5 protein-coding genes are annotated in these 6,000 nt (G+C 59.5%); all 5 read right to left on the bottom strand.

The features are described 5' to 3' along the window. Nucleotides 1-134: 134 nt before the first annotated feature. The 5 genes from petA to A6U87_RS16675 all read right to left on the bottom strand — a co-directional run bounded on the left by petA (nucleotide 135) and on the right by A6U87_RS16675 (nucleotide 5,731). The gene (gene petA / locus A6U87_RS16695; protein WP_065692419.1) at nucleotides 135-707 is read right to left on the bottom strand and encodes a ubiquinol-cytochrome c reductase iron-sulfur subunit; all 573 of its coding nucleotides are present in this window, start codon (nucleotides 705-707) and stop codon (nucleotides 135-137) included. A gap of 471 nt (nucleotides 708-1,178) precedes the next feature. Continuing rightward, nucleotides 1,179-3,065 carry a nitric oxide reductase activation protein NorD gene (locus tag A6U87_RS16690; protein ID WP_065692418.1) on the bottom strand — a complete coding sequence of 629 codons (1,887 nt, stop codon included), beginning with the start codon at nucleotides 3,063-3,065 and terminating at the stop codon, nucleotides 1,179-1,181. 9 nt (nucleotides 3,066-3,074) lie between these two features. After that, nucleotides 3,075-3,887 (bottom strand): CbbQ/NirQ/NorQ/GpvN family protein, encoded by an 813-nt coding sequence (locus A6U87_RS16685; protein WP_065692417.1) that lies wholly within the window; start codon nucleotides 3,885-3,887, stop codon nucleotides 3,075-3,077. Between the two features lie 28 nt (nucleotides 3,888-3,915). Further along, entirely contained in the window at nucleotides 3,916-5,256 is a 1,341-nt protein-coding gene (locus tag A6U87_RS16680; protein WP_065692416.1) for a cbb3-type cytochrome c oxidase subunit I, read from the bottom strand. A gap of 22 nt (nucleotides 5,257-5,278) precedes the next feature. Continuing rightward, nucleotides 5,279-5,731: a cytochrome c gene (locus A6U87_RS16675; protein ID WP_065692415.1), complete on the bottom strand. Its 453-nt coding sequence runs from the start codon at nucleotides 5,729-5,731 to the stop codon at nucleotides 5,279-5,281. Between the last annotated feature and the right edge of the window lie 269 nt (nucleotides 5,732-6,000).

The raw sequence follows: 6,000 nt of genomic DNA, 5'->3' as shown, positions 1-6,000 counted from the left end.
TCAGGTTACGCGGAACCGGGTAGGCGACGAAGCTGTCATAGACGAGACGAGGCAGCGGCAGGCGTGCATCGATCCACTTCTCAAGGCCGGTTGATGGCTGATATTCGGATTCACCACTCATCGTCCTGCTCCGATCATCCAATCTTGACGACGCCATCGCTGACGAACTCGTGCGGCGGGATGGGAAGGTTCTCAGGAGCCGGCCCCTTGCGGATGCGGCCGGCCGTGTCGTAGACCGAGCCATGGCAAGGGCAGAACCAACCGTTGTATTCGCCGGCCTGACCGAGCGGGACACAGCCGAGATGTGTGCATGAGCCAATCATGACGATCCAGTTTTCTTTGCCCTCCCCTGCAGACCTATCGGCCCCCGTGGCCTGGGCATCGGCGGGAAGATTGGCGTTGCGCGCGACCGGATCCTTGAGATCTGTTAGGGGCGTTTCCGCAGCCGCTTTCACCTCCTCCGGCGTGCGATTGCGGATGAACACGGGCTTGCCTCGCCACTTGGCTGTCAGTGACATCCCAGGTTCCAAGCTGGAGACGTCGACCTCAATCGACGCTAGCGCCAGCGTCGACGCATCGGGGCGCATCTGGTCGACGAACGGCCAGGCGACGGTCGCCGCTCCGACAGCCCCCGCCATGCCGGTTGTCAGGTAGAGAAAATCACGGCGGGTCGGCCCACCTGTCTCGTCTTCCTCGCTGCCAGTCATTACGCATATTTCCTTCGAATTATGTTGCACATGACCGGCCCAAGGCTGGAACGGCCAGCCGGTTCTCTACGATCAACTTCGTCAAGCCTGTTTGCGCTAGATCAATGACGCCGTCGTGTTTGACTATGCGCACGGAGCGATCCGGCCGTATTCGCCGGGAGCGATCGGAACGATAGCGACTACGGCTCCATTCTCGGTAGCGGTCTCGAATCGCGAGGCGCCCTCACATTCGCGATGTGGGACGATCCTAACTCCGTGCACAGGGGCCGCGGAGATCGCGGCCTCCAGGTTTGGCAGTAGCTAGCCGGCGGTCTCCCTTACCAGGGTCTGCCCCGATCGAACGTTGAAGAAAAAGCGGGTTGTGCAGTCGACCGACATTGAAGCTGCTCTTCTCGAGGTTTTTGCTTTCCCGTCATCCACCAACAGACGTCGCTGCGTGCTTTGATCTGAACCAGCGTGCCGCGGCGCTCGTCAGGCGGTCAAATTTCTGTAGATCGCGGGAAGCGCGCTGGGCAGCTTGGCGATGTTCGAGACCAGCGCGTATCCCTGGCGGCCGAAGATGGCAGGCAGATAGTCCTCCGCGTAACGGTCGACCGTAACGGCGAACACCGCCTGACCGCGGGCGCGCGCTTCGATAACGGCGCGCCTGCAGTCCTCAAGGGCGAACCGTCCTTCATAGTTATCGACGTCGTTCGGTTTGCCGTCGGTTAGGATCATCAGCAACTTCTTGCGGGTCGGCTGCTTGTCGAGCTGTCTCGAAACGTGGCGGATGGCGGCGCCCATTCGGGTGTAGTAGCCTGGCTTCAGGCTTCCGATGCGGCGGGCGGTCGTGGCGGTAAACTTCTCGTCGAAACGCTTGATAGTCTCTATGCGGACCCAGTCGCGGCGGCGCGAGGTGAAGGTCTCCACTGAGAACCGGTCTCCGCAGGCGTCAAGACCGCGGGCCAATACATCAAGAGCCTGCATCTCCACGTCGAGCACCCGGCGATTGTCTACCCATGAGTCGGTCGACAGGGAGACGTCGACGAGTATCGATGTCGCGAGCTCGTGCGTGGCAGGACGCGCGCTTTCGTAGATGTGGTCGCTCGGCTGCCCTGTGACCAAAAGGTCGATACGCGAACGGATGACGGCATCCATGTCCAGGTCGTTACCGTCCAATTGGGCGCGCCGGACTTCCCTTTTGGGGCGAAGGGTTTCGAATTGTTTTCTGATCTTGCGCACCACCGAATGGTCGGTAGTCAGCGCTCCTGCAGCGGCGCTCTCTGCGGTTCTCACCAAGACGCGGCAATGATCCTCGAGATACTCATTTTTCCTGAAGTTCCATTCCGGATAAACAAATTCCGCCTCAATCCGCGAGGTGTCCGCAGCCTCTGGCGATAGGTCCAGATCGAAATGGAACTTGGACTTCGGCTTCTCCTTCGTCTGGCTCAGCACCACGTCGTCAAGCTCTTCGGCAGCCGAAGGTTCGTCATCTTCACGATCGTCAGTCGGCCGATCGACGTTGACCATCTCGGCCATCGCCAAGATTTTTTCGAACCTGTTCAGAATGAAGGGATCGCGCTTGCGATCGTCGGAGTCCTTCTGCCGCTTGGCCTCGTGTGTGTTCTTCTCGCCGCCTTCGCGTTCAGCGGCGTCCGATGGGAGATCGTAGCGTTCAACGGCCTTTAGCTCGGCCTTACCGTGAAAGTCTGGCCAAAGCGGAATGGAGAGCATGGGAAGATAGCCTGGAGGGGCGCCGCGGACGCTTGGTCTTGCCTCCTCGGGAAGTTCGTATTCGATCGGGAAGGAAAGAGCGGTCATGGCAAACGTTTCGACGCCGGCCTCGACAAACGGGAGTTTTCCTCGACGGCGGCATGCCGATAGGGCATGCGCGAGCCGGACGTATCGGACGGCCATCCCTGGAAACGTTCGGACGACCTGCCTGCTGTTCCGCCTCCCTGCATCTATGCGCGCCAAGTCCGCCATCGCCGGGTCGTTAGGAATCGTCTCGGTGATCGCGACCGCAACATAGCTGGCCAGCCAGAAATAGAGGTCTCGATTGAGTTCGCTGTCATTGAAGACGTCAATGACAGCCGGAAGATGCAGGGCGGAATCGTCCCACGTAGGATGATCGGTGCGCTCCTCGCCAAGGCCTACGACTTGCCGCAGCTTCAGCCGATGAGAACTTGTCTTCTGCCGGGATTTCTGGATCTGAAGAGTTGCTTCGCCGCCGAACGCGCGGAAGCAGACAGAGAGCTGCGGCCTGACGTCCGCGAGACGCACAGCCTTGTCAGGATGGTGCGGCCAGGAGCTCGTCTCCCCGACGATGCGGTGCCAGGCTCGGCCAACGGTCTCTTCGAGTTCCAGAAATTCCAGCATGATCAGATCCTATGCAAACGTCGCCTTGGCCACTTCCAGAAGTGCGGCCTTCACGTCCGCCTCGTCCGTAAGCGGCTCCACAATGGCGGCGCGAACGGCGTCGGCGACCGGCATTCCGGCGTCGATCAAAGTCGCGCAGTAGATGAGAAGGCGGGTCGAGACGCCCTCTTCGATGTCTTGTCCCTTCAGTGCGCGTAGCCGCCGCGCGAGATCGACCAGCGGCGCGACATTGTCTTCCGAAAGACCGCTTTCGATGGCAACGGTGGCGATCTCCTTGTCCCGAGGGAGGAAGTCGAACTCGATCGAGACGAATCTCTGTCGCGTGCTAGGCTTCAGAGCCTTCATCATGTTCTGATAGCCGGGATTGTAGGAGACGACGACCATGAAAGCCGGCTGCGCTTCCAGGATCTCACCCGTCCGTTCCAGAGGAAGGATTCGGCGGTCGTCCGTGAGAGGATGGAGAACGACGGCGACGTCCTTTCGCGCCTCGACGATCTCGTCGAGGTAGCAAATTCCACCGTTTCGGACCGCCTTTGTCAGCGGACCGTCGACCCAGACCGTCTCTCCACCCTTCAGGAGATAGCGACCCGTAAGATCAGCCGCGGTAAGGTCGTCGTGGCAGGAGACCGTCGACACTGGAAGCCCCAGCTTTGCTGCCATGTGCTGGACGAAGCGGGTTTTGCCGCAGCCGGTCGGCCCTTTCAAAAGCACCGGCAATTGCCGGGTCCATGCGCTCTCGAAAAGAGCGCACTCGTTGCCCTGCGGCGAGTAGTGTGGAATCTCCGATTTCGGCGTCAGCGGAAAGTTCAGAGCTATTGTCATTTCCAGTCTCCTGTGGGGGAAGGCCCGCCTATTCGGCGGGCTGAGCTGCGATGTTTGGAACGCGGGTGCGGCCTGGAACCAGCACCGACCAGATGAACATGATCGCGCTGATGAAGACGAAGGCTCCCGAGCCAAGTCTGATCCAGTAGAACAGGGCGAGTTGGTCCTGGACGTCCATGTAGGCTTCGCCCAGCACGCGCTGCAGATGAACCTGGATGACGCCCGCGAACGTCAGTGCGAATGTCATGACCGACATGGCGCCGCACATGATCCAGAAACTGCTGATCGAGAGCCACTGATTGTAGGGCGCGCGACCGCGGATCTGGGGAATGGCGTAGGCCATCGCGGCGAGGTTCAGCATGACGTAGGCACCGAAGAAGGCGAGATGGCCATGAGCTGCGGTAACCTGCGTGCCGTGGGTGTAGTAGTTCACCGACGACAGCGTATGCAGGAAGCCCCAGACGCCAGCGCCGAAGAACGCCATGACCGAGCAACCGATCGACCAGAGAATGGCGGCCTTGTTCTCATGCTTACGGCCGGCGCGCCAGGTCATGACGAATGTAAAGACGACCATGGTGAAGAATGGCGCGACTTCCAGTGTGGAGAAGAGCGAGCCGATCCATTGCCAGTAGCCAGGAGCGCCAATCCAGTAGAAGTGGTGGCCCGTGCCGAGAATGCCTGAAAACAGGGCGAGACCGACGATGACATAGAGCCACTTTTCGATGACTTCGCGATCGATGCCGTTCAGCTTGATCATCAGGTAGGCCAAAACGGACGCCATGATCAGTTCCCACACGCCCTCGACCCAGAGATGGACGACGTACCACCAGTACATCTTGTCCAGCGCGAGGTTGACCGGATTGTAGAAGGCGAACAGGAAGAAGATCGCCACGCCCCAAAGCCCGAAGAGCAGGATGTTGGTGATCGTCGTCTTGCGGCCCTTGAGCGCGGTCATGGTGATGTTGAACAGGAACATCAGCGCGACGATTACGATGCCGACCTTAATAGCGAACGGCTGTTCGAGGAATTCGCGGCCTTCATGGATGTGGAATAGGTAGCCGACGACGGCGACTGCTGCCGCCACCAAAAAGATCCAGAACTGAGCGATCGCGAGCTTCGGGCTGTAGAGTTCGGTCTCGCACTCCTCCGGAATAAGGAAGTATGTCGTCCCCATGAAGCCCATCAAAAGCCAGACGATCAGTGCGTTCGTATGGATCATGCGGACGATGTTGAAGGGAAGGACGACGGAAAGTGTGTTCGGAAGCACGTAGATCGTGCCCGCGATGACGCCGAAAAGTAGCTGCGCCATGAAAAGGCCGAGTGCTCCATAGAAGTAGAGCATGGCCACGCTTTGAGTCTTGTATTTCATCTTGATTGTCCCTCTGCTTCACTCAGCCGGCCTGGTTCGGCGGCCAGTTCTGCGTCTTGGTCTTGCTGACCCATTCGAGGAAGTCGGCGAGATCGTTTACTTCCTGGTCCGTCAGTTTGAACTGCGGCATCTGGCGGCGGCCCTCGATGCCAGAAGGCTGGGCGGCCATCCACGCATGGAGAGCTTCACGGGCGCTGACGGGATCCTTGTCGCCGCCCCATCGTATCCACACGTTCGACAGCTCCGGCGCAAAGTAGGCGCCCTCGCCATCAAGGGTGTGGCAGTTGATGCAAGCGTTTTTTTCCCAAATGCGCTTTCCGCGTGCCACGCCCTCGGTAAGGGTCGTCTCGTCGGTCGACACGGTGCGGATGTAGTAGTGACTGTGGGCCGTGAGACCCAGGAAGATTGCGAAGAAGAATGCGGAGCCGCCGTAGAACACGTTTCGGGCCGCGGTTTTTGTCAGGCGTTCAGCCATCGATCATCCTTTCATGTCATTGGCGGAACCGCCTTGACGTCGGAAATCGAGCACAATGGCTCGTCGTCACGAGATGAGCGATTTTCGGCAGGGGGTCTTTGTGGATTCGCAATCAGCGAAACGATTGAGCGGCCCGTGTTTGCGGAGAGTCCACCGCGTCTTTCGAAGCGGTCCTTGCGAGCTGCACTAGACAGGCAGAGTCTGCAGAATTGACCGGCAGATACTCACGACTGAACGTAGCGAGTCCCGCAGCTTAGACATATTGACGT

Source organism: Rhizobium sp. AC44/96, from assembly GCF_001692185.1.
In the GTDB taxonomy this organism is placed as follows: Bacteria; Pseudomonadota; Alphaproteobacteria; order Rhizobiales; family Rhizobiaceae; genus Rhizobium.
Note: the sequence above shows the minus strand (reverse complement) of the source record. Positions and strands in the feature narration are given on the sequence as shown.

Bases quoted from the DNA above. Each gene is read 5' to 3' on its own strand.
- A6U87_RS16680 (WP_065692416.1), bottom strand. From the start codon at position 5,256: ATGAAATACAAGACTCAAAGCGTGGCCATGCTCTACTTCTATGGAGCA.
- A6U87_RS16675 (WP_065692415.1), bottom strand. From the start codon at position 5,731: ATGGCTGAACGCCTGACAAAAACCGCGGCCCGAAACGTGTTCTACGGC.
- A6U87_RS16685 (WP_065692417.1), bottom strand. From the start codon at position 3,887: ATGACAATAGCTCTGAACTTTCCGCTGACGCCGAAATCGGAGATTCCA.
- petA (WP_065692419.1), bottom strand. From the start codon at position 707: ATGACTGGCAGCGAGGAAGACGAGACAGGTGGGCCGACCCGCCGTGAT.
- A6U87_RS16690 (WP_065692418.1), bottom strand. From the start codon at position 3,065: ATGCTGGAATTTCTGGAACTCGAAGAGACCGTTGGCCGAGCCTGGCAC.